The sequence below is a fragment of the Streptomyces sp. NPDC059679 genome, from assembly GCF_042734105.1.
Classification (GTDB): Bacteria; Actinomycetota; Actinomycetes; order Streptomycetales; family Streptomycetaceae; genus Streptomyces.
This window is the reverse complement of record NZ_JBHWES010000001.1, coordinates 262,080-287,703: the sequence shown is the minus strand read 5'-3', so window position 1 is coordinate 287,703 and position 25,624 is coordinate 262,080. Positions and strand designations below refer to the sequence as shown.

The window sequence follows — 25,624 nt, the reverse complement described above, 5'->3', positions numbered from 1 at the left end:
GAGAACCACGCATGCACAATCACTTCAGCAGGACACTCGAGCGGCTCGACCGCGTGCGTCGGGAACGCATCTTTCCCCAGGTCCACCGCCGTCTGGGGGCAGTTGAGATCGAGGCATGGGCGGTCGGCGACGACGGCGAGCCGGTGAGCCCCCGTCATGCGCTCGGGCTGACGCCGGAACCGCAGCGCGGCCGTCCCGACTACCGCCCCTTCGCCCTGGGCGACGCCTGGGGGCCGGCGTGGTCCACGACCTGGTTCCGCATCCGCGGCAAGGTCGAGCCCCAAACCTCCGGAGCGATCGACCTCCTGCTCGACCTGGGCTGGTTCGACCACTCCGTCGGCGGTCACTGCGAGGGCCTGGTCTTCACACCGGACGGCACCATCGTCAAGGGGCTGCACCCGCGGCAGACGGCGATCCGGCTCAGGGAACTCCGCGAGTGGGAAGGTGCCGCCGGCAGCGGATTGCTCGACTCCGAGGGCCACTTCGAGCTCTACGTGGAGGCCGCGGCCAACCCGCTCCTGTTGGGGCTGCCGCCCTTCGTCGTCACCGAGCACGGTGAGAAGGGCGCGCAGGAGCCGTTCGAGCAGTTCCGGTTACGGCGTGCGGAGACCGCCGTGTTCTCGCCGGAGGTGTACGCGCTCCAGTCCGACCTGGACGTGCTCGGCGGTCTGGCCGCCGAACTCACCGAGGACGAGCCGCGCCACTGGCGGCTGCTCCGCGGCATCGAGCACGCTCTGGACGTTTACGACGAGGCGGACGCAGAAGGCAGCGCGCGCCTGGCACGCGCCGTCTTGGCGCCGCTGCTGGCCGCGCCCGCGCACTCCTCCGCCCACCGGATCACCGCGGTGGGGCATGCGCATATGGACTCGGCGTGGCTGTGGCCGCTGCGCGAGACGGTGCGCAAACTCGCCAGGACCGTCTCCAACGCCCTCGCCCTGCTGGACGCCCATCCCGATCTCGTCTACACCATGTCGGCGGCGCAGCACTTCGCGTGGCTCGAGGAGCACTACCCCGAACTCTTCGCACGGGTCCGGGACCATGTCGAGCGCGGGCAACTGGTGCTGGTCGGCGGGATGTGGGTGGAGCCGGACGGCGTCATACCCACCGGCGAGTCGTTGGTGCGCCAACTGACCTACGGCAAGCGCTACTTCCAGAGCCGCTTCGGCATCGAGGCGCGGGAGGTGTGGCTGCCGGACTCCTTCGGCTACTCGGGCGCCCTGCCGCAGTTGGCGCGGCGGGCCGGGGCCCGCTGGTTCCTGACCCAGAAGATCTCCTGGAACGACACCACGACCTTCCCGCACCACTCCTTCTGGTGGGAGGGCATCGACGGCACCCGGATCTTCACCCACTTCCCACCCGCCGAGACCTATGCCGCCGAGGTCACCGCCCGCGAACTGCGCCACGCCGTCACCACCTTCAAGGACAAGGCGATCGCCTCCCACTCGCTGTTGCCCTACGGCTATGGCGACGGCGGGGGCGGCCCCACCCGGGAGATGGCGGAACGGCTGCGCCGCTTCGCCGACCTGGAAGGCGCGCCACGCGTGGTGTCCCGGACACCGGCGGAGTTCTTCGAGGACGCCGAGGCGGAGCTGCGCGAGGTCGAGTCGGTCGCGCCGCCGCTGGCACCCGTCCACCGCGGGGAGCTGTACCTCGAGCTGCACCGGGGCACTCTGACCTCCCAGGTGGCGATGAAGCGGCACAACCGGGCCTGCGAATCGCTGCTCCGGGCGGCCGAGTATCTGAGCGCGGCGGCCACGGTCCTGCGCGGGGCGCCCTATCCGAAGGATCGCCTCGACGAGATCTGGCGCGCCGTGCTTCTGCACCAGTTCCACGACATCCTGCCGGGCACGTCGATCAGCTGGGTGCACCGCGAGGCCCGCGACACCTACCGGGCCACCGAGGCCCGCCTGCGGGAGCTCATCGACGAGGCGGCCAAGGCCCTGGGCACCGCGACGGACGGAAAGACGCACGGGCAGACGGCAGAGTTGCTTCCTCCGTTCGTATCGGCATGCACCGCCGACGCCGAGAGCGAGCCGGACCCCGTCCGGATCGCCGACGGGGAAGCCGGTGCGACTGTCCTGGACGACGGCCTGCTGCGGGTCGTCATCGACGCCCACGGCCACATCACCTCGCTCGTCGACCTGCGCGGCGGCCGGGAGGTGGTGCCGCCCTGCGGGCGCGCGGGCGTACTGCAACTGTTCCGCGACGAGCCGGTGCGGTGGGACGCATGGGACGTGGACCGCCACGCCCTGCGGCACTTCCAGGTGGTCGACGACGTCACCAGCCGGACCGTGGTCCAGGACGGACCCGACGCCGGCGTCGAGGTCGTCCGGCGGTTCGGTGCGTCGACCGTCACGCTGACGATGTGGCTGCGGGCGGGCACCGGACGGTTCGAGACGGAGTGCGAGGTCGACTGGCAGGAGCGTGAGCGCCTGCTCAAGGTCGCTCTGCCGGTCCACGTCATGGCACGTACGGCCCGGTTCGAGACGCAGTACGGCTACGTCGAGCGGCCGCTCCTGGTCAACACCGGGGCACAGGACGCGATGTTCGAGGCCGCCATGCACCGGTACATCCAGGTGGCCGACGGCGCCTTTGGGCTGGCGATCCTCAACGACACCATGTACGGCGCCGACGCCCGCGCCGACCGCGACTCCACCGTCGTACGGCTGTCGCTGCTGCGCGGCAGCCGCTTCCCGGACCCGGACGCCGATGTGGGCCGCCACCACTTCCGCTGGGCGCTGCTGCCCGGTGCGGATGTGCCCGCCGCGGTGGAGGCCGCGTCCTTGTTCAACGCGCCCGACATCGCGGCGCTCCCACCACGGGAACCCCTGGTGGCCATCGAGCCGCTGACGGGTCACGCCGTCGTCGACTGGATCAAACTCGCCGACGACGGCTCCGGCGACGTCATCGTACGGGTCTACGAGACGCAGGGCGCCCGGGCGCGAGCCCTGCTCCGACCCTGTGCCGGACTCGCCGCGGACGCCGTCGTATGGGAGACCGATCTGTTGGAACGCGAACTCCCGGCCGAAGAAGTCGCCGAGGACGCCGCCAGCAACCACCTGTCCACGGCGCTGCCCCGGACCTCGGCCGGCGCGCGCCGTCCCGCCGACGGTGCGGCCCTGGAACTCGGCCCCTTCCAGGTGGCGACCCTGCGCATCGCACCCTGCCCCGAAGGCGCCATCGCACACCCCATGTGAGGAGAAGACGAATGAAGTCAGCGGGAAGACGGGCCGCGCTCACCGCGGGACTGGCCCTCGGATCGTTGCTGCTGTCCGCCTGTGTCACCGGCGGCGGTGGTGGCGGCGACACCTCGGCCAAGGCATCGGACGGAAAGGTGTCCGGCAAGATCACCTTCCAGACCTGGAATCTGAAGAACGACAAGTTCACCTCGTACTTCAATGGCCTCATCGCCGCGTTCGAGAAGGCCCACCCGGGCACCGACATCAAGTGGGTGGACCAGCCCGCCGAGGGCTACCAGGACAAGCTGTCGGCCGATGCCGCGGCCAACTCCCTCCCCGACGTGGTCGACATGGGGCCGGAGGCCGCCTACACCCTGGCACAGGCGGGTGTCCTGCTCGACCTGGGCAAGGCCGACCCGAAGGCCAAGGGCAAGTATCTGGACAAGGCGTGGGAGGCCATGACCTTCGACGGCCTGGGCGGTGGCACGTACGGCTACCCGTGGTATCTGAACACCGGTCCGTCCTTCTTCAACAAGGCCCTGTTCAAGAAGTGCGGGCTGAACCCCGACAAGCTGCCAGCCACCTACGACGAGCTGTTCGACCAGGCGGAGACCATGGCCGAGAAGTGCTCGGACACGATGATGATCGCCAGGATGCCCGCCATCGAGACCTTCGGCGAGTACGGCGTGCCGCTCATGGACGAGCGCGGCGAGAAGTTCACCTACAACGACGCCAAGGGCGTGGAGTACGTCGAGCGGTTCCGCAAGCTGTACGCCAAGAAGGGGATGGACGAGGAGGCGCTGAACAATCTGCAGACCAAGGAGGTCGAGGAGTTCAAGGCGGGCCGCCTGGCCTATCTGCCCGGCAGCTCGTACACGCTGGACGATCTGAAGGCCACCGCGCCCGAGGTCTACAAGAACCTGGGCATCGGGCCCCGGATCAACAACAGCGCGCCCAACATGTACATCGAGTCCCTGGTCGTCAACGCCAACAGCAAGAACCAGTCCCTGGCGCTCGCCTTCGCCAAGTACGTGACGGACTCGTCCAACCAGCTCGCCTTCGCCAAGAAGGCTTCGGTCTTCCCCTCGTCGGCCGGGACGCTGGACGACGCGTACTTCACCAAGGGCGACGGGGACCCGGCCACCAAGGTGCGGCTGGAGAGCACCGCCCAGGTGAAGAAGGCCGTCGTGTGGTGGCCGCCGGCGTTCTCCGGGTCGGCCGACAGCCAGACGCTGCGCGAGCAGATAGCGCAGGCGCTGCTGGGCAAGAAGTCGGTGAAGAAGGCGCTGGACGACTCCGTCAAGTACTCCAACGAGCGCCTGGACGCCAACAAGTGACCATCGAACCCCGGCCTGGGACCCCCCTCAAGCGAGGCGGCGGCCGTCCGCCTCGCCGCGGGGGGACCGTCCTGGCCACGCACCGCTGGTTCCTGACCCCGTGGCTGTTTCTGCTGCCCGGGCTGACCGTCATCGTGCTCATGGTCATGGTGCCGTTCGCGAACACCCTGGGGCTGGCCTTCACGGACTCGACCCTGCTGCGGCAGGGGAGTTACGTCGGCTGGGAGAACTTCCACCGGATGTTCGCCGACGAGCGCTTCACCACCGCCCTGCTGAACTCCACGCTCTACACCGTGTGCGTGGTGCCCTGCATGGTGGTCCTCCCGCTCATCCTCGCCACGCTGGTGAGCGGCGCGGGACGGCTTTCGGGTTTCTTCCGCACCACCATGTATCTGCCCGTCGTCATGTCGCCCGTGGTCGTCGGGCTGATCTGGACGAACATGCTCGACAAACGGGGTCTGGTCAACGCGCTGTTCGACACGCTCCACCTGGTCGCCGAGCCCGTACCCTTCCTCAGCGACCGGTGGCTGCTGCTCTTCAGCGCGATGTTCGTCACCGTATGGACCGGCCTGGGCTACTACATGGTCATCTACCTCGCGGCCCTGGCCAATATCGACCAGAGCCTGTACGACGCGGCGGCGATGGACGGCGCCGGTGTGGTGCGCACCTTCCTGAACGTCACGGTCCCCGGGGTGCGTTCGACGATGACCCTCATCGCCGTGCTGTCCTCCGTGGCGGCCTTCCGCGTGTTCGGCGAGATCTACGTGCTCACCGGAGGCACCGGAGGAGTGGGCGGCGGCGATCTGACCATGACCATGCTGATCCAGCGGGAAGGCACCGGGCTGCAGGCGCGCACCGGGTACGCGGGCGCGATCAGCCTCTTCATGTTCGTGGTCCTCGGCGCGCTGCTGCTCGTACAACTCGCCGTGCAGCGCAGGCAGAGGAGTTCCTGATGGCTCAGCTCTCTTCCCGCTCGCGCACCACGGCCGCCCGGCGGCGCAGGGCCCGGCCGGGCTCCGTGGCGCGCTGTCTCATCCTCGTACTCATGGCCGTGCTCCTGGCCGGACCGCTGGTGTGGCAGCTTTCGCTGTCCCTCAAAGGTTCCGGTGAACCGCTGTACACCCGGCCGCCCGCGGTGATCCCCAAACACCCCACCCTCGACCACTTCGCCACGGTGCTCGACCGCGTTCCGGTGCCGCGCTATCTGCTGAACTCGCTGGCAGTGGCGGCCATGGCCGTGGTTGGCAACGTTGTCGGCGCCACCTGCGCCGGCTACGCCCTGGGCAAGCTGCGGTTCCGCGGCAGGGGCCTGGCGACCGCGGTCGTCGTGGCCGCCCTGCTGGTCCCGTCCGAGACCGTGCTGATCGCCCAGTTCCTCACGGTCAGGACCGCCGGGCTGGTGAACACGCTGTTCGGGGTCGCCCTGCCGACCCTGGTGGCGGCGCTGAACGTGCTGCTCATGCGCAACGCCTTCCGCAACCTCCCCGCGGAGTTCGAAGAGGCCGCCATCGTCGATGGCGCCAACGCCTGGCAGCGGTTCATCCGGGTATCCGTGCCGCAGGTCAAGGGCGTGATCACGGTGGTGGCCATCTTCGCCTTCGTCGGTTCGTGGAACGACTTCCTCTGGCCCCTGATCGTCCTGTCGGACGAACAGAACTACACCCTCACCGTCGGCCTGAACCGGCTGCGCGGCACCTTCTACGACGACCCGCGCCTGATCGCGGCCGGCACCATCATCGCCCTGCTCCCCATCGTGGCGTTCTTCGCCGTCTTGCAGCGCTACTTCTTCCGCGGGCTGGAAGCCGGCGGCCTGAAAGGTTGACATGCTGAGGTTTGGAGTCAACTACACGCCTTCCCAGGACTGGTTCTACTCCTGGCTGGCCCCGGACCGGGAGGCTACCCGCCGCGATATGAAGGCCCTGGCCGGCCTGGGCATCGACCACGTACGCATCCTGCCGCTGTGGCCCGTGGTGCAGCCGAACCGGACCCTGATCCGCCACCGCGCCCTCCAGGACATCCGCGAGGTCGTGGAGATCGCCGGTGACGCCGGACTCGACGCCAGTGTCGATGTCCTCCAAGGGCATCTGTCCGGCTTCGACTTCGTGCCGAGCTGGCTGGCGAACTGGCACCGGCGCAGCATGTTCAGCGACCCCGACGCCATCGCCGCCCAGGCCCTGCTGGTCGAGGCGTTCGACGAGCAGCTGCACGATCTGCCCAACTTCCTCGGGCTGACCCTGGGCAACGAGGTCAACCAGTTCACCTCGGCGGTGCACCCCAACCGGATGCCCGCCACCACCCCCCAGGTGACGTCCTGGCTCGACGCCCTGCACGGCACCGGGCCGCGCGACCGCCGCCACTTTCGGCTCAACGCCGAATACGACGCCGTCTGGTACGCCGACGGCCACCCCTTCGTGCCGGCCCACTCCAGCCGGTACGGCCAGATGAGCGTGGTGCACTCGTGGATCTTCAACGGAACGGCGCAGGGGTACGGCGCCATGTCCCATGAGAGCGTCCACCACGCCGCCTACCTCATCGAGCTCTCCCGCGCCTTCGCCATCGACCCCGCCCGCCCGGTGTGGCTCCAGGAGGTCGGAGCCCCGCTGAACCACCTCACCGAGGACCAGGCGCCCGACTTCTGTGAACGGACGGTACGGACCGCGGCCGACAGCGAGGCGCTGTGGGGCATCACCTGGTGGTGCTCGCACGATGTGTCACGCCGGCTCGGGGACTTCCCCGATCTCGAGCACAGCCTCGGTCTGATCGACGCCGACGGCGCGGTGAAGCCGATCGGACGGCGCTTCGCCGCACTCGCCGACGAGCTCCGTGACCGACCCCGCCCCTTGCCTCGTCGCGAGGCTGTCGTGATCCCGGTCGACGACGAGGACGTCCCCGTCTCCCGCGCCGAACTCGCCCCGGGCGGTGGCGTGTTCGAGACCTGGATGGACCATGCCCGCGCCGGAGCGCGCCCCGCCCTGGCCACGTCCACATCCGCCGCGGCCCCGGACGCACTGAGCGTCCGCGGCATCGAATCCCTCATCCCTGCCCAGCCGACCGGGCGCACCTACTACAGCTCGGTCAGCGACGCGGAAGTACTCAACCGAGCGCACACCCAGGACGAACGCCCCCTTTGACGACAGACCCTAGGGAAAGCGAGGAAATGGCATGGCACGACAACGCGACACCACAAGACGGGCCTCGGTCCGTGCACGCACCGGTGCCCTGGCAGCGGCACTGGCCCTGACCCTGGGCGCCGGCACCGCTGTGGCCAGCGACACTCTGCCCTGGACGGGCGAGAGCGCCGTCGGCGCCAACCAGCCCTACCAGCACGGCTACTCCTCCACCGACCTGCTGCGCTGGAACCCCGCCGACGACACCGACGCCGAGCTGCTGCGCGCCAAGGTACCGCTGCAGACCCGGATAGCCCCCGATGCCACCACCCAGCGCAACCCGGCGCTGCCCGCCGACACCCAACAGCTGACCCTCGCGGGCGACTACGGCAACGCGTTCTTCGAGAGCCACCCGTACACCAACGAGTTCAGCCAGTACCTCTTCAACTACTGGCAGTACTCCGATGTGTACGCCTCCTGGCACGGCATGCCCACCGAGGGCGTGCCCGTGAACTACTACGACCCCAATCTCGACTGGAAGGAGAAGTGGTTCGAGTTCGGGGCGGTCAACCTGCCCAACCCCGGCTACACCAACGCCGCCCACGCGAACGGCGTGCGGTCGCTGGGCTGCATCTTCTTCTCTCCGAACGACCGGGGCGACCAGACGTACTCCGAACTGCTCGTCCGGGACGCCGCCGGCAACTTCCCCGCCGCCGCGAAGCTCGTCGAGGTCGCCAAGTACTACGGCTTCGACGGCTACTTCTTCAACCAGGAGGACGCGGTCGCCGCGGCCGACATCCCCACCTTCAAGCGCTTCCTCAAGCAGCTGCGCGACGGCGGCCTGTATGTGCAGTGGTACGACTCCATCGACAACACCAGCGGCAGGGTCTCGTACCAGAACGAGTTCAACTCGGTCAACGCCCCGTTCGTCCGGGACAAGGCCGAGGGCGATGTGTCCGACTCGGTCTTCCTCAACTACTGGTGGGACAAGTCCAAGCTCACCCGGTCGAAGAGCTACGCGGAGAGCCTGGGCCTCAACCCCCGCAAGAGCGTCTTCGCCGGCGTAGAGGCGGGCATGTACCAGTTCGACCAGCCGTACAACCTCGACAACAACCTCGGCACCGACGGCGCGCCCATGAACGCCATCGCCACGCTCGGCGCCGACTTCGTCTCCTCCGACTACGCGAACAAGACCGACGACAAGGTGCAGTCGGCGGTCTTCGACCGGGAACGCCGCTGGTGGACCGGCTCGTCCCAGGGGTCCACCACGCCTGAGGGCAGCTGGAAGGGCATCTCGAAGTACGTCGCCGAGCGCTCGGTCATCAAGGGCGGCACCTTCGCGACGTCCTTCAACACCGGACACGGCCTGTCGACCTGGAGCGACGGCAAGCTCTCCAACGGCGCCGAGTGGGGCAACATCAACCTCCAGGACATCCCGGTGACCTGGCAGTGGTGGATCGACGCCGCGAGCTCGCCGCTCAGGGCCGACTTCGACTACGGCCCCAAGTACACGCCCGCCGGCCGCTTCTCGTACCAGAAGATCGGGGCGTACAACGGGGGCAGCTCGCTGGTGCTCAGTGGCAGGCTCGACAGCGACAACACCGTACGCCTCTACAAGACCGACCTGAGCGTCAAGGCGGGGTCGTCCCTCTCCCTGACGTACAACAAGCCCTCGGCGGACGACGACTCGCAGCTCCGGCTCGCGCTGGTGCTGGCCTCCGATCCGAGCAAGGTGGTGCAGGTGCCGCTGTCCGGCTCCGGTAAGCGCACCGCGGGATGGACCACCGTCTCCGCCGACCTGTCGAAGTACGCCGGTGAGCACATCGCCTCGCTTGGCCTCGTCGTCGCCGCAGGCGCACAGCCGATCGAGAACTACCAGGTCAACCTGGGCGCCCTGGCCCTGCACGACGGTGTCGACCGCACCCCGGCCAAGCCCGAGAAGCTGCGCATCGACCAGTTGCTGCCGGGCAGCGACGAGCTGTTCCTGTCCTGGCAGCGAAGCGACTACGACACGGTCCGCCGCTACGACGTCTACCTCGACGACACCTACCTCGGTGGCATCTACGACGACGTCTACTACGTCAAGCGGTTCACCGCCACCTCAGGGACGATCAAGCTCGTCGCGGTCGGCCCCGACGGATCCCGGAGCAAACCCGCGACCGTGCCCTTCGATCTGTCCTCGGCCCCGGCCGACCTGACCGCCAAGGCGGGCTCCGACGGGACGCTGAAGGCCACATGGTCCCCGAGGCAGACCGGCCGGCCGCTCACGCTGGAGGTCCGCAGCCTCGACACCGCCAACCCCTTCACCAAGAAGGTCACGGTGACCGGTCAGCAGACGAGCGCGACCCTGACCGGCGTACCCGTCAACGGGGACGAATACCTCCTCACCGCAAAGACCGACGACGGCACGGGCGGCACGGACGGTACGGCCACAGGTGTACGTGGCACCTTCGCCGATACCGAGATCAGCCCCTACCCCGCCACCGCCGTCAAGATCTCGGGCAATACGTTCACCTTCTCCCGCCCGACACTTGCCGACTGGCACACGCTGACCGTCCTGGAGGACGGGCAGCCCAAGTCGTTCGCCACCACGTACGGGTCGGGCAACAAGCCGTATATCGTCCGCGGCCGCACCACCCGCCCGGCGATGACGGTGACCATGGCCGGCTCCACCAGCAAGGTCGTCGCCGTGCTGGAGGACTACGCCGGGAACAAGGTCACCACGGTGCTGCGCGGCAACTAGAGCGCGTAGCACGGGAAAGGCGGCCTGCCCGCGCTTGGCCGATCGGGACTCGCGCGGGCAGGCCGAGAACGCCGCGCCCACCGGCAACGCCTGGAGCTGATCAGTCGCGGCGGAGTCGGTTACGCCGGCTGGTTGGTCGGGAGGTCGGCGATCGGCGCGCTCACGGCTGTCGGGACGGCGGCCATGAGATCCGCCGTATCGATCTCGATGCTGCTGTCGGGCCGGCCGCTGCCGCAGTGCACACGCCCCAGGCCCCTTATGGTCTCGTCGAACACCACCGCCGCGGCCCGGTCCGCGGACACGGGGCAGACCCCGCCGGGCCGCATCCCCGCCCGCGCCAGCCGGTCGGCCCCGGCCGGGGACAGATCGGCGCGGCGGATCCCGGCCGCGCGGGCCAGCACGCCGTACCGCAGCCGTGCGTGGCCGGGCAGCGCCGCCAGCAGGAGCTGGTCCTCGGGGGTGACGAAGGCGAGGGTCTTGACGGTCTGCTCCAGCGGAACGCCCAGCGCGGCGCACGCCTCCAGGGAGCCGACAGCGTCGGGGTGCTCATGCAGCCGGAAGGGCGCGCCGAGCGCCGTAAGGATGTCCAAGGGCCCGATGGGGGAGGGGGCGTTCATCCCGCTGAGATTACCGTGCGTGGAAAGTCTCGGGTTCTCATGGCGGGACGTCATTGCGGGAGGTTCAGCCGCTGACGACCGGCTCACCTGTACGTATACTCCCTGGACTTCCCGACTCCTTCGCCCCGGAGCTGACAGCGTGACGAACGTGCACCACCCCTCGCCGGTCGACGGCCCATCCTCTCTCACCGGCTGCCCGGCGCACCCCGGCGCCGTACGGATGCACACCGAGGAGCTTCAGGCCGACCCGGCTGAGCTCTACCGGCGGTTGCGCCGGGACCATGGCGCGGTGGCGCCGATCCTGCTCGACGGCGACATCCCGGCCTGGCTTGTGCTCGGCTACCGGGAGCTGCACCGTGTCACCTCCGATCCCACGCTCTTCGCCCGTGACTCGCGCCGCTGGCACGCATGGGAGCACATCCCGGCCGACTGGCCGCTGATGCCGTTCGTCGGCTACCGGCCGACCATGCTGTTCGCCGAGGGCGCCGAGCACGTGCGGCGGGCCGAGGCGATGTTCGACGCGCTGGCGTCGGTGGACCAGTTCGAGTTGCGCGCCGAGTCCGAGCGCGTGGCCGACGAGCTGATCGACACCTTCGCGGGCAGTGGCCGCGCCGAGCTGGTGGCCGACTACGCCAGCCAGGTGCCGATCCGGGTGGTGACCCGGCTGTTCGGCCTGGCCCCGGACACGGCGGTGGCCATTCAGCGCGACACGGTCGAGATGGTCAGCGCCAACGAGGGCAGCGTGGCCGCGTACCAGCGGGTGCACAACCGCATGGTGACGCTGATGGCCGAGGTGCGGAGCAACCCCGGTATGCCGGGCATCCCGGCGCAGATGGCGGCGCACCGGGCGGCGCTCACCGACGAGGAGATCGTCAACGATCTGATCGGCACGGTGTACGCCAGCCATCAGAGCACGACCGACTGGATCGGCAACGCGCTGGGGCTGATGCTGACGGACGAGCGGTTCGCGATCACCATGGCCGGCGGGCGGCGCAGCATCGGTCAGGCGCTGAACGAGGTGCTGTGGGAGAACACCCCGGTTCCCGCCTTCATCGGGCGCTGGGCCGCCGAGGACACCACCCTCGGCGGACAGCGCATCAAGAAGGGCGACTGCCTGGTTCTGGGCCTCGCGGCGGCCAACGCGGATCCGAGCGTACGGCCGGATTTCCGGGCCGACGCGACGGGCAACCAGGCCCATATGTCGTTCAGCCACGGAGAGCACAGCTGCCCGGTGCCGGCCCGGGAGCTGGCCGAGGTGATCGCCATGACGGCGATCGAGGTGCTGCTCGACCGGCTGCCGGATGTGGTGCTGGCCGTGTCGCCCGAGGAGCTGGTGTGGCGGTCCTCCATCTGGTTGCGGGGCATCGCGGCCCTTCCGGTGGAGTACACCCCCGCTCTGGGCTGACCCGCGCTCTGGGCTGACCTTCGCTCCGGGTCGGCGGGGCTTCGGGCACACCTTCTTCGAAGGTGTCCGTTAAGACCCGCCGCCCAGGCGTTTTCGAGATTTCGAACGTCATTCGCAATACCGCAAGTTGGTGCTAACTTCGTCTTGTCATGTACTGATTCATCGAGGAGGTGTTCGGTGGATAGTCGCAAGATGACACGCCGCGCGGTGCTGACCGCGACGGCGGGGGTGGCAGCGTTGGGCTCCGGGGTGTTGACGGGGGTCGCCGAGGCGGCGACTGGGGCGACGGCGCGTTCGGCCGCCGCCCCGCCGTCCAAGACCGTGCGAGTGTTCTGGCTCAAGCCCACGGATGTGGCACTCGACCAGCGGTACCCCGATGGCATCACCAATGTGATGAAGGAGGCGCAGCGCTACTACCGCCAGGAACTCGGCAAGACCTTCACGCTGAACAACCCGGCGGTCGAGGTGGTCAACGGCGACCACAACCGGGCCTGGTACGAGAACACGCGGAACGGCGACGACCCGTACTGGTGGGTGGTCTTCAACATGCAGCAGGAGCTGATGCGCAAGCTGGCTCTCAACGCCCCGGACTCGCGCTGGCTGTGCGTCGGCGAGATCAGCGCCGAGCAGCAGGGCGTCTCCGGTGGCGGCGGTGGCGGCGGCTGGGTGATCCTCAGCGGTCACGACGCCGACGGTGCCGCCGGTACCAACGGCAATATGAACCGGTGGTACGGCGGCATGGTGCACGAGCTGGGCCACGCCTTCGGTCTGCCCGACTCCACGTCCACCGACGGCACACCGATGTCCGCGTCGTTCTACGACTACCCGAACTGTCACTTCAGCCAGTCCCAGAAGAACGGGATCCTGAACGGCCCGTACGGCAGTTTCCTGTCCTGAGCCACCGCTGACCGGGAGCCGCTCACGCCGGCCGGCGGTCAGCCGGCCGGTGTCTGCTCCCGCTCCTTCCGCGGCTGCGGCGGGTTCGCCTCCTCCCGCAGGCCGAGGCGGGAGTGCAGCCGCCGAAGCCGCGGCGGCGCCCACCAGGTGGCCGCGCCGCCCAGCCGCATCGCGGCGGGGAGCAGCACACCGCGGATGAGCGTCGCGTCCATCAGGACCGCCAGCGGCAGCCCGACACCGTACGCCTTCACCAGGGAGATGTCCGATGCCGTGAACGCGAGGAAGACGATCGAGATGGCCACCGCGGCGGCGGTCACGATCCGACCCGTGTGCTCCAGAGAGTGGGTCACCGCCTTCGTCGGGGAACCCGTCAGCTCGTACTCCTCCCGCATACGGGACAGCAGAAACACCTGGTAGTCCATGGCCAGACCGAAGGCGAGGCCGAAGAGGATCACCGGGATCGTCGCCGCGATATTGCCGGTCACGGTGAAACCGCCGAACAGCCCCGCCAGATGGCCGTCCTGGAACACCCACACCAGCGCTCCGAACGTCGCCGTCAGACTGAGCAGGCTGAGCACCACGGCCAGGAAGGGCAACAGAACGCTCCCGGTGACCAGGAACAGCAGCACCAGCATCGCGAGCAGCAGCGTGCCCAGCGCGTACGGCAGCCACTTCACCAGAGCGGACGCGGCGTCCTCGTTGGTGGCCGCCATGCCGCCCACCAGGACCTCGAACGGCGCCTCGCTGTCCCTGATCTCGCCGACGATCCGCCCGGCCTCGTCCGGGCTGTCCGACGCCGGCATCACCGAGAAGTAGACGGCGCCCTTGGCGGCGAAGCCCCGTGACTGCTGGTCGGCGGGGGTGGCGAGGTCGCCTTCCGCGTAGCTTCCAGTGGAGGTGCGCACCGCGGCGACACCGGGCAGCGATGACAACCGCTTCGCGTACCCCTCGACTGCCTTTCCGTCCGATCCGCCCTCGGGCGCGATCACCACCAGCGCGTTCTGCCCGCTGCCGACGAAGTCCTCCTTGACGGCGGTGGCGACCCGGCGCGCGGACGACGACTCCGGCATCACGCGCTCGTCCGGCATGCCGATGTTGATGCCGAGGAACGGTGCGCCGAGCAGCAGCAGAAGGAGCGTGACCGCCGTGGCGATCGGCAGAGGGCGCCGCATCACCAGCGTCGCCAGGCGGTGCCAGAACCCGTTCGCGGCGGCACCGTTGCCCTCCGCGGCCCCGGCGGCGCGCTTCTTGCGGCAGATGACCCGGCCGCGCTCGATCCGGTCACCCAGCATGGCGAGCACCGAGGGGAGCACGAGCAGCGCGGCCGCACCGGACAGCACGGCGGTCAGCGCGCCCGCGTAGCCCATCGACCGTACGGCCAGAAGCGGGAACCACACCATGGAGCTGGAGGCCACCGCGACCGTGAGCGTCGAGAAGAGCACCGTCCGTCCGGCCGAGGTCATCGTCGCCCGGAGAGCCTCCTCGGTCTGCTTCCCGGAGGCCAGTTCCTCCCGGTAGCGGTTGACGAAGAGCAGGCTGTAGTCGATCGCGAGCCCCAGACCCAGCAGGGTCACGACGCTCGCGGAGAGGGATCCGACGGCCGTCACTTCCGCCAGGAGCCACATCAGCCCCATGGAGAGCATCATCGCGACGATGGCGACGATCAGCGGAAGGGCGGCGGCCATCAGGCTTCCGAAGACGAAGACCAGCACGACCAGGGTGAGCGGGATGGCGATGATCTCACCGGTCTGGGCGTCCTTCTGGCCCTGCTCCAGAAACTCGGCCTGGAACTCCGTATTGCCGCCGAACGTCACGTCGAGACCGGCTCGTTCGCCTTCGTAGGCATCGGCCAGCTCGGCGACGCGCTTCTGCGCCGTGGAGTCGTCGCCGGTCACCGTGCCGGTGATCAGGGCCGCATCGCCGTTTCTGCTCTTCATCCGGGGCGGTTTGCCCGCCGTCCAATAAGAGGTGACGTTCTCGACACCGGGCTCCTTGCTCAGCTTCCGGGTGAGCTCGCCGGCCGCGGTCCGGGCGGCGGGATCGTCCACACTGCCGTCGACGGTGACGAGCACGGTGAGGTTGGGCTGGCCTTGGCCGAACGTGTCGGAGAGCATCTTGACGGCGCGTCCGGACTCCGAGTGCGGGTCGTCGAACCCGCCCGCGGCCAATTTGCTGAAGAGGGTCGTACTCGCGATTCCTCCGGCCACGGCGAGTACGAGACTCACCACAAGAACCGCCACTCGGCGTCGGATGACCAGTCTGGCCAGCCTGTCAAGCATTTTCCTGTCCCTTTCGAAGTGCGGCATCTGATGCATCACCGACCTCTGGACGGACCGGGGTGCCTGGGATGTGACATCGCGGTTGGGCCCCGGGGACCTTCGGCCGTACCGGCCGGCGGGGGCTGCCGGGGTAGAGTGCCGTGCCCCTGGGGCTGGTTTGACCGGTCTCGGGGAAGGGGTCGCGCGGCAGATCGGCCTCGGCGACCGATGTCGGGGCCGCGCTCTCTCGTATTTTCAGCCGTAACTGACACCGCTTAAAGGTGACCCGGAAATCCATGTATGGCAGAACTGTGTCAGTTTGAAGCGACGGGGGCCGAAAACGGACTATGGGCCACCGTTCATCGGGGGAATAAAGTGGTGCACGTCACAGTGACTGATTTCTCTGGCGCAGGCTAAGCTTCCCTCCGTCGAGGCATCCCTTTCCATGTGAGTCCGCCGACTGTCGACGAGAAGAAATTCAAGGAACAGCGCGATTCCTGTTTTCCTTCCCCGAGCCAGGACCGCCGTGCGCGCCGCCTGGCCATCGACGAACTGGATTTCCCCATGCCCACAGGGATCATCAGCATCGGATCTCATGTACCCGATCGCGTGGTCGGAAACGATCAGATAGCCGAATGGGCCGGCGTATCGGAGGAATGGATCCACGAACGCACGGGAATTCTCGAGAGACGTTATGCGAGCACCGGAACGGCCACCTCGGATCTCGCGGTGCACGCGGTGCGGCAGATCTTCTCCCAATGCGACGGCGCCGCGGAGCTGATCGACGCTCTGATACTGGCCACCTGCACACCCGATGTGCCCCAGCCGGCGACGGCCGCCATCGTGCAGCACAAACTCGGGCTGCGCGTCATGCCGGCCTTCGATGTCAACGCGGTGTGCAGTGGCTTCCTGTGCGGCGTGGCCGTCGCCGACGGTCTGCGGTCGGCGTCGCCGGATACCGAACATGTGCTGGTGGTGGGCGCCGATATGTTCTCCACCATCATGGACCGCACCGACCGGAGCACCGTGAGCCTCTTCGGGGACGGCGCCGGAGCCGTGCTGCTCGGCCCCGTACCGGAGGGCTACGGACTGCTGGCCATGCGGACCATCAGCGATGGCGCCCTCAACCATCTCGTCGGCGTGCCGGCCGGCGGCACGGCTCTGCCGCTCGATCGGGCAGCGCTCCAATCCGGGCAGAATTTCCTGAAGATGGACGGGCGTGCGATCCGGCAGTATGTGCACACGACTCTGCCCAAGATCGTGGACCAGGTCCTGGACGACGCCGGGTTGAGTCTGGGAGGAATTGACCGGTTCATCTTCCATCAGGCGAACCCCCGCCTGTTGGAGTCCTTCGCCGATATGACGGGAATCGACCGTAAGCGTATGCCGCTCACCGCTCCCCACCTGGGGAACACCGCGGGCGCCTCCATTCCTGTCACCCTGTGTGCGGCAGACCGGGACCGGCCCCTGGAGCGGGGGGAAAACCTCCTGCTGGCCTCCATCGGCGGCGGTATGAACGCCGCCGCGGCACTGGTGCGCTGGTACTAGTGCGCCCTCGCCACTGGTCCTTCGCTTTCTTTCTTCCGCCGTCCTTCTCATTCCTTCGTTCGACCGGCAGCCGGCCCCCCAACGTCTCACCCGGAGATCGTGACAATGAAATCACCCGAGCCGCCTTTCCCCTTGACGCGATATCAGCTCGACATCTGGGTCTCCGCCGCACAGTCCGAGGAATCACCGCAGTACAATGTCTCATGTCATGAGAAACTCACCGGGGATGTGGATCTCGGTGTCCTCCGCCAGTGTGCCGAGCAAGCCCTGCGGCGTCATGACGCTCTGCGCCTGCGATTCGACGACCAGGACGGGACACCCCGTCAGTGGGTCGAACCCCAGCCGCCCGCTGTAGAAACGACCGACCTGTCACGGGAAAGCGATCCGGCGGCGGCCTGCCGCCGCTGGGTGCGCGCATTCCAGCAGCGCCGGATGCCGCTGCGTGATCAGCCGATGGTCCGGGTGGCGATCCTGGTGGAGGGCCCCCGCGTGACGCACCTCCAACTGGTCGCGCACCACCTGGTGATGGACGGCTGGTCGCTCGCCCTGACGAGCGGCCGGATTCTCGACGATTACGCGGCGATGGTGGTGGGCGGAGCCGCCGCGGAGAGCGGCGCGCCGCCGTACCGCTCGTTCTCCGCGCGGGATGCCGCCTACCAGGGATCCGAGGAGAACACCGCGGACCTGGAGGCCCACCGCTCCGCCCTCGTCGGCGCGGTCCCCGCGCTGTTCCCCAGGAAGCCGGCGAGCGCACCACGCGCAGGCGCCCGCCACTCCTTCACACTGGACCGTTCATGGGCGGAACGCGTCCGTAGGGCCCAACTGCCGCTGTTTCCCTATATCGCCACGATGCTGGGCGCCTACCTGACGCGGGTGCATCGCACCGAGGAGGTGATCCTGGGCGTTCCGGTCCTGAACCGGCCGGATGAATTCATGGACACCGTGGGGCATTTCGCGAACACGCTGCCCCTGCTTCTGCCCGCCCACGACGGGAAGCCGCTGCGCGACATCGTCAACCGGACGCGGAGTGCCACCCGTGCACTGCGCCGGCACGAGCGGGTGGCCCTCGGGGACGTCGTACGCGCGTTACCCGGACTCCACGGCGGTAACCGGCAGTTGTTCGATGTCACGTTGTCCTATCTCCGGGCCGGACGCCCGGATCCCGGCCCGGCCATCGACCTCGAGACGTGGATGGAATCGCCCTGTCATGAGCAGGATGCCCTCTCGGTGGTGGTGCTGGACTTCGACGACGCGCAGGAGATCCGCTTCGACCTGGACTACGCCACGGACGTCTTCGACGACGACTTCCCCATCGAGGCGCTGGCCGGGCACCTGAAGTATCTGCTGGAAGAGGGCGTGGACCTGGCGGACGGGCCGGTGTCCGCGGTGCCGATGCTCCCGGCCACGGAGCGGGAAGAGCTGATCCGGCGCGGCCGGGGAGACCGCGTCGCGTATCCGCGGGACGCCACCCTCTGCGGGCTCTTCGAGCGCCAGGTCGCGCGCGGTCCGGAGCGGATCGCCGTGCTGGGTCCCGGCCCGGACGACGCCCTGACCTACGCCGAACTCGACGCACGGGCCAACCAGGTCGCCCGGGCGCTGCGAGCGGACGGCGTGGGCCCGGGAGACCGGGTCGCCGTCTCGCTGGAGCGCGGCCCGGACCTGCTCATCGCGCTGATGGGGGTGGGCAAAGCGGGCGGCGCCTATGTCCCGGTGGACCCGGGATATCCGCGCGAGCGCATCCGCTTCCTGCTGGACGACAGCCGTCCGGCCGCCGTGCTGGTGTCGGACGAGCGCATGCCGGAGAGCGCGGTGGCGGAGGGTGTGCCCGTGCACCGTGTCGCGGAACTGCTGCACGGCGACGACTCCCCGCTTGAGCGGGCGGCCGACGGCTCGGACCTCGCGTATGTGATCTACACTTCCGGCTCCACCGGCAAGCCCAAGGGCGTCCAGGTCCGGCACCACTCGGTGGTCAACCGGCTGGCCTGGATGCAGCGCGCGTACCCGATCGGCGAGGGCGACGTACTGCTCCAGAAGACACCCGTGTCCTTCGACGTGTCCGTATGGGAGCTGTTCTGGTGGGCGGTTGAGGGAGCGAGCGTGGCGCTTCTGCCGCCCGGCGGTGAGAAGGACCCTCGGGTGATCGGCCGGACCATCCGCGACCGGCGCGTCACGGTCGCGCACTTCGTACCGTCCATGCTCGGCGCCTTCCTCGACGCCGCCGAGCGGACCCCGGACCTGCGCGACCGGACGGAGACACTGCGCCGTGTCTTCTGCAGCGGAGAGGCGCTGCCGGCCGCCCGCGTCGACCGGTTCAACCGGCTCTTCCACGACGGGGAACGTGCCACGCCGGACCTGGTGAACCTGTACGGCCCGACCGAGGCGACCGTCGATGTGACCTTCCACGACTGCCCCGGGGACCCCGGCCGCCCCGTCGGCCGCGTGCCCATCGGACGGCCGATCGACAACACCTGTCTGTATGTGGTCGGGGAGGACGGGCAGCCGCGGCCCACAGGTGTCCCGGGCGAGCTGTGGATCGGTGGCGCGGGGGTGGCCGCGGGATATCTGAACCGGCCCGATCTGACGGCGGAGCGGTTCATCGGCGACCCGTTCACCGGCGAAGGCCGTCTGTACCGTACCGGTGACCTCGTACGGTGGCTCGCCGACGGCTCCCTCGAATACCTCGGCCGCCTCGACGACCAGGTGAAGATCCGCGGGAACCGGGTGGAGCCGGGCGAGGTCGGCCGGGCCCTGATCGCCGTGCCCGGCATCCGGGACGCGCTGGTCGTGGACCGCACCGATGACGAACGGGGTGTCCATCTGGTCGGCTACTACGTCACCGACGACGAGCTCGACGCCGTCGACCTACGCCGTCAACTGGCCTACGAACTACCGGAGTTCATGATCCCGGCGCTGCTGATGCGGCTCGACCGCATTCCGCTGACCCCCAACGGCAAGGCGGACCGCCGGGCGCTGCCGGAACCGGTGGCCCGCGGCGGCGCACCGGCCACACGCCCGCTCACCCCCGCGGAACAGATCCTGGCGGACGTATGGTCCGAGGTCCTGCGGTGCGGTCCGGTGGGCGCCGAGGACGACTACTACGCGCTCGGCGGCGACTCGCTGCAGATGCTGCGGGTCCGCGCCCTGGCCGAGCAGCGTGGTCTGCGCTTCCCCCTGGCCGATCTCGTACGGCACTCCACCGTCGCCCGCCTGGCCGCGCGGGCCGTCCTCGACGCATCCCCCTCCGACCCCTCGGAGGAACCGAGCCCCTTCGACACCGTCTCCGGTATCGACCGGGCGCGGCTCGGCTCGGTCTCGGACGCCTATCCGCTCACCCGGATGCAACTCGGCCTGATCTACCACAGCCGTCAGCGCCGGGGATCGTCCCTGTACAAGGACGTGTTCCGCTATACGCTGCGCTGCGACTGGGACGAGGGACACTTCCGCGCGGCCTTCGGCGGGCTCGTACGGCGCCATCCGGCGCTGCGCACCAGCTTCGCCCTGGCCGGGTTCACCGAACCGCTGCAACTGGTGCACCCGGCCACGGACGATGGCTTCGACGGCCTCGACGTCGTCGATCTGCGGTCCCGTGACGCCGACGACGCGGAAGCGGAGGTGGCGCGGCATATCGAAGAGCGCCGCCACCACGAGTACTCCATTGACACCGCCACTGCCACCGCCCCGCTGTACGCGCTGCGCGTCCACGTCCGCCGCAGCGCGATCGACCTGGTCCTGAGCTTCCACCACGCCCTGTTCGACGGGGCGAGCGTCGCCAACCTCATGGGCGAACTGCTGCGTGACTACGGGCATGCCCTGGGCCTGCATCCGACTCCGGCACCCGAGGTCCGTCTGCCCTCGCCCGCCGCACACCTGCTGGCCGAACGCCGGGCGCTGGTGTCGGAGGAAGACCGCCGGTACTGGCGCAAGGAGCTCGCCGGAGGCGAACCCACCGCGCTCGGCTCGTACCGCCCGCACCAGCCGCCGTCGGCCGCGGGCGTACGCGGATCGCACCGCTTCGACCTGCCGGCCCGGCTCGGCGACGACGTACGGGCCTTCGCCCGCGCCCATGCGCTGCCGGTGAAGTCGGTGCTGTTCGCCGCCCACTGCATGACCCTTCGGCTGCTGTCCGGGCGCGACGACATCATGACCGGTCTCATCGCACACGGCCGCCCGGAACACCCGCATGCCGAGCGCATGGTCGGACTGTTCCTCAACACCCTTCCCATGAGGGTGAACACGGCCCAGGACAGCTGGCTGGACGCGGTGCGGGAGGCGTTCGGGCGCGAGCAGGGCGCGTATCCCCACCGCCACTACCCGATCAGCGCCATGCAGGAGGAGCACGTCGGCGGTCCGCTGTTCGAGACGGTGTTCAACTACGTACGGTTCCAGCAGCTCACGGACGCGCTCCGGGAGCCGGGGCTGGAGCTGACGGAGCTGCGCACCGTCGAGGAGACCAACTTCTCGCTGCTGGTCAACGCCGTGACGGACCCCGTCGACCAGAGCATCTGGCTGCGTATCGACAACGACGGCCAGACGGTCACCCGGGACCAGGTCGGTGTGTTCGCCGACTACTACACCCGCGTCCTGGACCGTATGGTGCACCACCCCCAGGAGCAGCCCGGCTGGGACTTCCTCACCGCCGTGTCACGGCCGCTGTCCGCTGGCACGAACACACCACCGAGCGTGGTGGACGGGTTCGCGCACCAGGCCGTACGCACCCCGGACGCCCTCGCCCTGGCAACCGAGGACGAAGAGTGGACCTACGCACGGCTCGACCGGGCGACCGAGGCCGTGGCCCGCAACCTGCTCGCCCTGGGGGTGTGCTCCGGCGATATCGTCGGTGTCGCGGCCGACCGGTCTCCCGAGGTGATCGCGGTCATCCTGGGCATCATGCGGGCCGGAGCGGCGGTCATGCCCCTGGACGCCGGATACCCCGCCACCCGGCTCTCCTACATGATCGAAGCGGCGGATCCCCGCCATATCGTCACCGCCGGCCGGCACGACGCCCTTCTCGGCCGCGTCTCGCGGATCGTACGGTTCGAGGAGATCGCCGAACCGCCCACCGGGGACACCTCCGCCTCGCCGCTCCCGGCGATCGCCCTGGACGGTACGGCCTGTGTCCTGTTCACTTCGGGCTCCACCGGGCGGCCCAAGGGAGTCGACATCCCCCATCGCACCCTGGCCACCCTCGTCTCCTGGCAGAACCGCGCCCCCAGCGCGGCGAAGGGCATCACCCTGCAGTACGCGCCACTGAGCTTCGATGTCTCCCTCCAAGAGATCTTCTCCACCCTGTGTGCGGGCGGCACCCTCCGGCTGGTGTCGGAGGAGATCCGCAGGGACATGCCGGCCCTGGTACGCCTGTTGCATCGGGAACGGGTCGAGCGCGTCTTCGTTCCCTCCATCGCCCTCCAGCAACTGGCGCTGGCGTCCGAGGCGCTGGGCCTCACCCCGGCCGCGCTGCGTGTCATCGTCTCCAGCGGCGAACAGCTGAGGATCACCGACGAGGTCCGCCGGCTGTGCTCGGCCCTGCCCGGGATGGTGCTGGAGAACCAGTACGGTCCCACCGAGACCCATGTGGTCACCCGCCACACCTTGACCGGACCGCCGGCCGACTTCCCGGACCTCCCCCCGGTGGGGACGGCAGTCGACGGCGCCCAGGTGGTCGTGGTGGACCCGCGGCTGCGCCCCGTACCGCCCGGGGTGACGGGCGAGCTGTATCTCGGCGGCGCCACGGTCGCACGGGGCTATCTGGGCCGCGACGACCTGACCAAGGAACGCTTCGTCACGCTGCCCGGGAGGTCCGGCCGCTTCTACCGCTCCGGCGACCTCGGCTTCGTCCTGCCGGGCGGCGACATCGTATGCACCGGCCGCGCCGACACCCAGGTCAAGGTCCGCGGATTCCGGGTCGAGACGGCCGAGGTGGAGCTGGCGATCCGCGACCTCGTCCCCCGCCACCCCGGTATCGCGGAGGCCGCCGTCGTCGCCCACAACCGCCCCGGCACGGACACGGTCCTGGTGGCGTTTCTCACCGGCGATCCGTCGACGGTGGACACCGGCGCGCTCCGCAGCCGGTTGCGCGAAACGCTCCCCGACTACATGGTGCCGTCCTACGTCCAGTGGCTCCCCGCCATGCCGTCCACCCCCAGCGGGAAACGCGATGACGCCGCCCTGCGGGCCATCCCCCTCGAGGCGCCGGCCGACCACGACACCACTCCGCCGCGTACCCCGCTGGAGAAGGCCCTCGCCGAAATCCTCGCGGACCTGCTGCATCTGCCCGAAGTCGGCATCCACGACTCCATGTTCGATCTCGGTGGCACCTCACTGACCGCGATGCGGCTGATCGCCACGCTGGAACAGCGCTTCGGCACCGTCCTCCCGCTGTCGGAGTTCATCGCCGCGCCCACCGTGGCCGCCATGGCCGACCGGCTGGGATCCGGCGCGGCGACACCGGCCCGCTTCGACCCGATCGTGCCGCTCAACCCGTCGGGTGGCCGGACCCCGCTCTTCATGGTCCACCCCATGGGCGGCAATGTGCTGTGCTTCCTGCCCTTCGCCAGGCACCTCGACCCCGACCAGCCCCTGTACGCCCTCCAGGCGGCCGGCGCCGACCCCGGCACCGAACCGCTGGACACCATTCCGGAGATGGCCCGCAGCTACCTCGCCGCGGTCAAACGGATCCAGCCCGAAGGCCCGTACAAGATCAGCGGCTACTCCTTCGGCGGGTTCGTCGCCTTCGAAATGGCCCTGCAACTCCGCGCGCAGGGCGAGCAGGCGGACGTGCTGATCCTGGACACGGTCACCCTCAACCCCCGACTGCGCGAGCTGTACACCGACGACGCGCTGCTCGGCTGGTTCTTCTGGGAACTGCTCTGGCCCGTACGCGGCGGAGCCTCGCCCCTGGAGGAGATACCCGAGCACGCCACCTCGCTGGACGAGAAGTTCGCACATATCGCACGGTGCGCCGTCGACCTGGGGGTGCTGCCCGCCGACAGCTCGGGGACCGTCATCCGGCGCCTCTTCCGCCTCTACCGGGCGAACTGGCTGGCCACGCTGAACTACCGGCCGGGCACCAACGACCAGGACGTCATCCTGCTGCGGGCCGATGAACCGCTCCCCGCGATCCTCGAAGCCATGCACGGCGCCGCGGGCAGCCTGCACTACGAACCCACCAACGGCTGGCGGCGGGTGACCACCGGCCGTATCCAGGTCATCGGCATACCCGGCGATCACCTCTCCATCATGGAGGAGCCCGGCGTCGCCCACGTGGCCAAGACCATGGCCGACATCCTGCACCCCTCAACCCATCTCCGAAGGGAAAACCGAGTTCTATGACATCCCACCGGCCCAAAGCAGTGGTCATCGGGGCAGGGATCGGCGGTCTCACGCTGGCCGCCGCGCTGCGTCAGGTCGACTTCGACGTCGAGGTGTACGAGCGCGCCACCGAACTGAAAGCCGCCGGCTCCGGCCTCGGTGTGCTGAGCAACGGCGGCGCCGCGCTGGAAGCCCTCGGCCTCGACATCGGCCTCGAAAAGCGCGGGCAGATACTCCAGCGCTTCGGCATCAACGACGCCGAGGGCAACCACATCACCTGGTTTCCCATCCCGGAGCTGAGCGACGAACTGGGCCTGCCGCCCACCGTGGTCATCAGCCGCAGCGCCTTGCAGCAGGGCCTCCTGGAAGCGGTGGGAGACACCCCCATCACCCTCGGCGCCGCCGCCGTCGGCTACGAGACCCGGCCGGACGGGGCGACCGTACGCTTCGCCGACGGCAGCGAGGCCCACGGCGACATCGTCATCGGAGCCGACGGGATCAACTCCGCCATCCGCCGCCAGATCACCGGCCCGGAACCGGTTCGGGAGGCCGGATATGTGTGCTGGCTCGCCATCGTCCCGTTCAGCCACCCGAACTTCGAGACCGGATCGGTCCTCCACTACTGGGGAAGCGGGCAGCGCTTCGGCCTGCTGGACGTGGGACACGGACAGACCTACTGGTTCGGCACCAAGAACATGTCCGTCGAACGGGCCGCCGACTGGCAGGGCACGAAGGAGGAGATCGTCCAGGCGTACGAAGGCTGGGCGGACGAGGTCCAGGCGGCCATCCGCGCAACCCCCGAACAGGACATCATCGCCATCCCGGCCCGTGACCGCGACTTCCTGGAGCAGTGGGGCGACGGCCGGGTCACCCTCCTCGGAGATGCCGCGCACCCCATGCTCACCAGCCTCGCCCAGGGCGCCGGGATGGCCATCGAGGACGCCGTCGTCCTGGCCGGGACACTGGCCCGCTCCGGCGATCTGACCGCCGGACTGCGCGCTTACGAGGACCAGCGCCGCGAGCGCAACCGGGCCATGGTCCTCGGCTCCCGCGCGCTGAGCGAACAGGAGCAACTGGAGGACCCGGGACAGCGGCACGAACGGGACGAGCAACTGCGCGCGACGACCTACACGGCCTTCGCGGAGCAGCAGCGGGACGTCCTCACGTTCCCCGGGATCCACGCCTGACACCGCGGCTGCCGTGACGGGGTCACAGCGCACACCGC

The 25,624-nt window shown here is 69.2% G+C and carries 13 protein-coding genes; 11 read left to right on the top strand and 2 right to left on the bottom strand.

The window, feature by feature from the left end; translation table 11 throughout:
- Positions 1-11 precede the first annotated feature (11 nt).
- From ACFV2X_RS01290 to ACFV2X_RS01265, 6 genes are all read left to right on the top strand, one after another.
- A complete protein-coding gene (locus tag ACFV2X_RS01290; protein ID WP_385609824.1) occupies positions 12-3,197 on the top strand; it encodes an alpha-mannosidase in 3,186 nt (1,061 codons plus the stop codon).
- Between the two features lie 11 nt (positions 3,198-3,208).
- On the top strand, positions 3,209-4,516 hold the full coding sequence (locus tag ACFV2X_RS01285) for an extracellular solute-binding protein (RefSeq protein WP_385609822.1): 1,308 nt from the start codon (positions 3,209-3,211) through the stop codon (positions 4,514-4,516).
- Complete coding sequence (locus ACFV2X_RS01280; RefSeq protein ID WP_385609820.1) at positions 4,513-5,469, top strand: carbohydrate ABC transporter permease; 957 nt, start codon at positions 4,513-4,515, stop codon at positions 5,467-5,469. The genes ACFV2X_RS01285 and ACFV2X_RS01280 overlap by 4 nt, the downstream gene beginning before the upstream one ends.
- Positions 5,470-5,561: 92 nt before the next feature.
- A complete protein-coding gene (locus tag ACFV2X_RS01275; protein WP_385609819.1) occupies positions 5,562-6,338 on the top strand; it encodes a carbohydrate ABC transporter permease in 777 nt (258 codons plus the stop codon).
- Between the two features lies 1 nt (position 6,339).
- Positions 6,340-7,647, top strand: coding sequence for a glycosyl hydrolase (locus ACFV2X_RS01270; RefSeq protein WP_385609817.1), 1,308 nt, complete (start codon positions 6,340-6,342; stop codon positions 7,645-7,647).
- Between the two features lie 31 nt (positions 7,648-7,678).
- Positions 7,679-10,366 carry an endo-beta-N-acetylglucosaminidase gene (locus tag ACFV2X_RS01265; RefSeq protein WP_385609816.1) on the top strand — a complete coding sequence of 896 codons (2,688 nt, stop codon included), beginning with the start codon at positions 7,679-7,681 and terminating at the stop codon, positions 10,364-10,366.
- Positions 10,367-10,485: 119 nt separating this feature from the next.
- Here the strand turns inward: ACFV2X_RS01265 and ACFV2X_RS01260 are convergent, their stop codons facing one another.
- On the bottom strand, positions 10,486-10,983 hold the full coding sequence (locus ACFV2X_RS01260; protein ID WP_385609814.1) for an aminoacyl-tRNA deacylase: 498 nt from the start codon (positions 10,981-10,983) through the stop codon (positions 10,486-10,488).
- Positions 10,984-11,122: 139 nt separating this feature from the next.
- Between ACFV2X_RS01260 and ACFV2X_RS01255 the strand changes: the two genes are divergently transcribed.
- Both ACFV2X_RS01255 and ACFV2X_RS01250 read left to right on the top strand, forming a co-directional pair.
- Positions 11,123-12,388: a cytochrome P450 gene (locus ACFV2X_RS01255; RefSeq protein WP_385609813.1), complete on the top strand. Its 1,266-nt coding sequence runs from the start codon at positions 11,123-11,125 to the stop codon at positions 12,386-12,388.
- A 177-nt stretch (positions 12,389-12,565) separates the two neighbouring features.
- Entirely contained in the window at positions 12,566-13,285 is a 720-nt protein-coding gene (locus tag ACFV2X_RS01250; protein ID WP_385609812.1) for a hypothetical protein, read from the top strand.
- A gap of 38 nt (positions 13,286-13,323) precedes the next feature.
- On the opposite strand, the gene ACFV2X_RS01245 is transcribed toward ACFV2X_RS01250, so the two are convergent.
- A complete protein-coding gene (locus ACFV2X_RS01245; RefSeq protein ID WP_385609811.1) occupies positions 13,324-15,564 on the bottom strand; it encodes an MMPL family transporter in 2,241 nt (746 codons plus the stop codon).
- Positions 15,565-15,990: 426 nt separating this feature from the next.
- Here ACFV2X_RS01245 and ACFV2X_RS01240 point away from each other — a divergent pair, with 426 nt between their 5' ends.
- The 3 genes from ACFV2X_RS01240 to ACFV2X_RS01230 all read left to right on the top strand — a co-directional run bounded on the left by ACFV2X_RS01240 (position 15,991) and on the right by ACFV2X_RS01230 (position 25,586).
- On the top strand, positions 15,991-17,091 hold the full coding sequence (locus ACFV2X_RS01240) for a 3-oxoacyl-ACP synthase III family protein (protein WP_385609809.1): 1,101 nt from the start codon (positions 15,991-15,993) through the stop codon (positions 17,089-17,091).
- Between the two features lie 105 nt (positions 17,092-17,196).
- Positions 17,197-24,420 carry an amino acid adenylation domain-containing protein gene (locus ACFV2X_RS01235; protein ID WP_385609807.1) on the top strand — a complete coding sequence of 2,408 codons (7,224 nt, stop codon included), beginning with the start codon at positions 17,197-17,199 and terminating at the stop codon, positions 24,418-24,420.
- Complete coding sequence (locus ACFV2X_RS01230) at positions 24,417-25,586, top strand: FAD-dependent monooxygenase (protein ID WP_385609806.1); 1,170 nt, start codon at positions 24,417-24,419, stop codon at positions 25,584-25,586. The genes ACFV2X_RS01235 and ACFV2X_RS01230 overlap by 4 nt, the downstream gene beginning before the upstream one ends.
- The last annotated feature ends 38 nt before the right edge of the window (positions 25,587-25,624 follow it).

Coding starts and splice junctions, on each gene's coding strand:
- ACFV2X_RS01290 (WP_385609824.1), top strand. CDS start 12: ATGCACAATCACTTCAGCAGGACACTCGAGCGGCTCGACCGCGTGCGT.
- ACFV2X_RS01285 (WP_385609822.1), top strand. CDS start 3,209: ATGAAGTCAGCGGGAAGACGGGCCGCGCTCACCGCGGGACTGGCCCTC.
- ACFV2X_RS01275 (WP_385609819.1), top strand. CDS start 5,562: ATGGCCGTGCTCCTGGCCGGACCGCTGGTGTGGCAGCTTTCGCTGTCC.
- ACFV2X_RS01270 (WP_385609817.1), top strand. CDS start 6,340: ATGCTGAGGTTTGGAGTCAACTACACGCCTTCCCAGGACTGGTTCTAC.
- ACFV2X_RS01265 (WP_385609816.1), top strand. CDS start 7,679: ATGGCACGACAACGCGACACCACAAGACGGGCCTCGGTCCGTGCACGC.
- ACFV2X_RS01260 (WP_385609814.1), bottom strand. CDS start 10,983: ATGAACGCCCCCTCCCCCATCGGGCCCTTGGACATCCTTACGGCGCTC.
- ACFV2X_RS01245 (WP_385609811.1), bottom strand. CDS start 15,564: ATGCTTGACAGGCTGGCCAGACTGGTCATCCGACGCCGAGTGGCGGTT.
- ACFV2X_RS01235 (WP_385609807.1), top strand. CDS start 17,197: ATGAAATCACCCGAGCCGCCTTTCCCCTTGACGCGATATCAGCTCGAC.
- ACFV2X_RS01230 (WP_385609806.1), top strand. CDS start 24,417: ATGACATCCCACCGGCCCAAAGCAGTGGTCATCGGGGCAGGGATCGGC.